The organism is Agrobacterium sp. NPDC058088 (genome assembly GCF_042885035.1).
GTDB lineage: Bacteria > Pseudomonadota > Alphaproteobacteria > Rhizobiales > Rhizobiaceae > Agrobacterium.
The window spans coordinates 1-1,663 of the sequence record NZ_JBHVSU010000032.1; the positions used below are offsets into that span (position 1 = coordinate 1).

The 1,663-nt window shown below is 56.6% G+C and carries 1 rRNA gene; it reads left to right on the forward strand.

Annotated elements, in window-relative coordinates:
- Nucleotides 1-1,633, forward strand: a 23S ribosomal RNA gene (locus ACFVTJ_RS25390); the annotation flags it as partial.
- Nucleotides 1,634-1,663: the final 30 nt, after the last annotated feature.

Sequence of the window (1,663 nt, forward strand, 5' to 3'; positions counted from 1 at the left end):
TCGATGGACATCCGGTTGATATTCCGGAACCGGCGAAGAACCGCCCATGATGAACCCAGTGATGCTAAGTGCCTGAAACCGGTTCACCGGGACTTCGGTCCCATCGGGCCGGTGGAGCGCACGACCCGATCTGGTAGTAGTCAAGCGATGGAGTGACGCAGGAAGGTAGCCTCCGCGTGGCGATGGTTGTCCACGTCCAAGGGTGTAGGGCGCGATCCAGGCAAATCCGGATCGCTGCATTTAATTGTAAGCCTGAGACCTGATAGTGACCGCGAATGCGGGAAGAGGGTGATCCTATGCTGCCGAGAAAAACTTCTAGCGAGGTTCGAGCCGCCCGTACCCCAAACCGACTCAGGTGGTCAGGTAGAGAATACCGAGGCGTTCGGGTGAACTATGGTTAAGGAACTCGGCAAAATGCCCCCGTAACTTCGGGAGAAGGGGGGCCCTGATCGTGAACCCACTTGCTGGGGGAGCGTGATCGGCCGCAGAGACCAGGGAGAAGCGACTGTTTACTAAAAACACAGGTCCGTGCGAAGTCGCAAGACGATGTATACGGACTGACGCCTGCCCGGTGCTGGAACGTTAAGGGGACCGGTTAGCCTCACGGCGAAGCTGAGAACTTAAGCGCCAGTAAACGGCGGTGGTAACTATAACCATCCTAAGGTAGCGAAATTCCTTGTCGGGTAAGTTCCGACCTGCACGAATGGCGTAACGACTTCTCCACTGTCTCAACCACGAACTCGGCGAAATTGCACTACGAGTAAAGATGCTCGTTACGCGCAGCAGGACGGAAAGACCCCGGGACCTTTACTACAGCTTGGTATTGGTGTTCGGTACGGCTTGTGTAGGATAGGTGGGAGACTGTGAAGCCGTCACGCCAGTGATGGTGGAGTCATCGTTGAAATACCACTCTGGTCGTGCTGGATGTCTAACCTCGGTCCGTGATCCGGATCAGGGACAGTGTCTGATGGGTAGTTTAACTGGGGCGGTTGCCTCCTAAAGAGTAACGGAGGCGCCCAAAGGTTCCCTCAGCCTGGTTGGCAATCAGGTGTTGAGTGTAAGTGCACAAGGGAGCTTGACTGTGAGACCGACGGGTCGAGCAGGGACGAAAGTCGGGACTAGTGATCCGGCGGTGGCTTGTGGAAGCGCCGTCGCTCAACGGATAAAAGGTACCCCGGGGATAACAGGCTGATCTTGCCCAAGAGTCCATATCGACGGCATGGTTTGGCACCTCGATGTCGGCTCGTCGCATCCTGGGGCTGGAGTAGGTCCCAAGGGTTGGGCTGTTCGCCCATTAAAGCGGTACGCGAGCTGGGTTTAGAACGTCGTGAGACAGTTCGGTCCCTATCCGCTGTGCGCGTAGGAATCTTGAGAAGGGCTGTCCCTAGTACGAGAGGACCGGGACGGACGAACCTCTGGTGTGCCAGTTGTCCTGCCAAGGGCACGGCTGGTTAGCTACGTTCGGAAGGGATAACCGCTGAAAGCATCTAAGCGGGAAGCACGTTTCAAGATGAGGTTTCCAGGCCCGCGAGGGCGAGAGGCTCCCAGCTAGACGACTGGGTTGATAGGCCGGATGTGGAAGCACAGCAATGTGTGGAGCTGACCGGTACTAATAAGCCGATAACTTGACTCACAAAGATGCTACGCGTCCACTGTGCGGTTC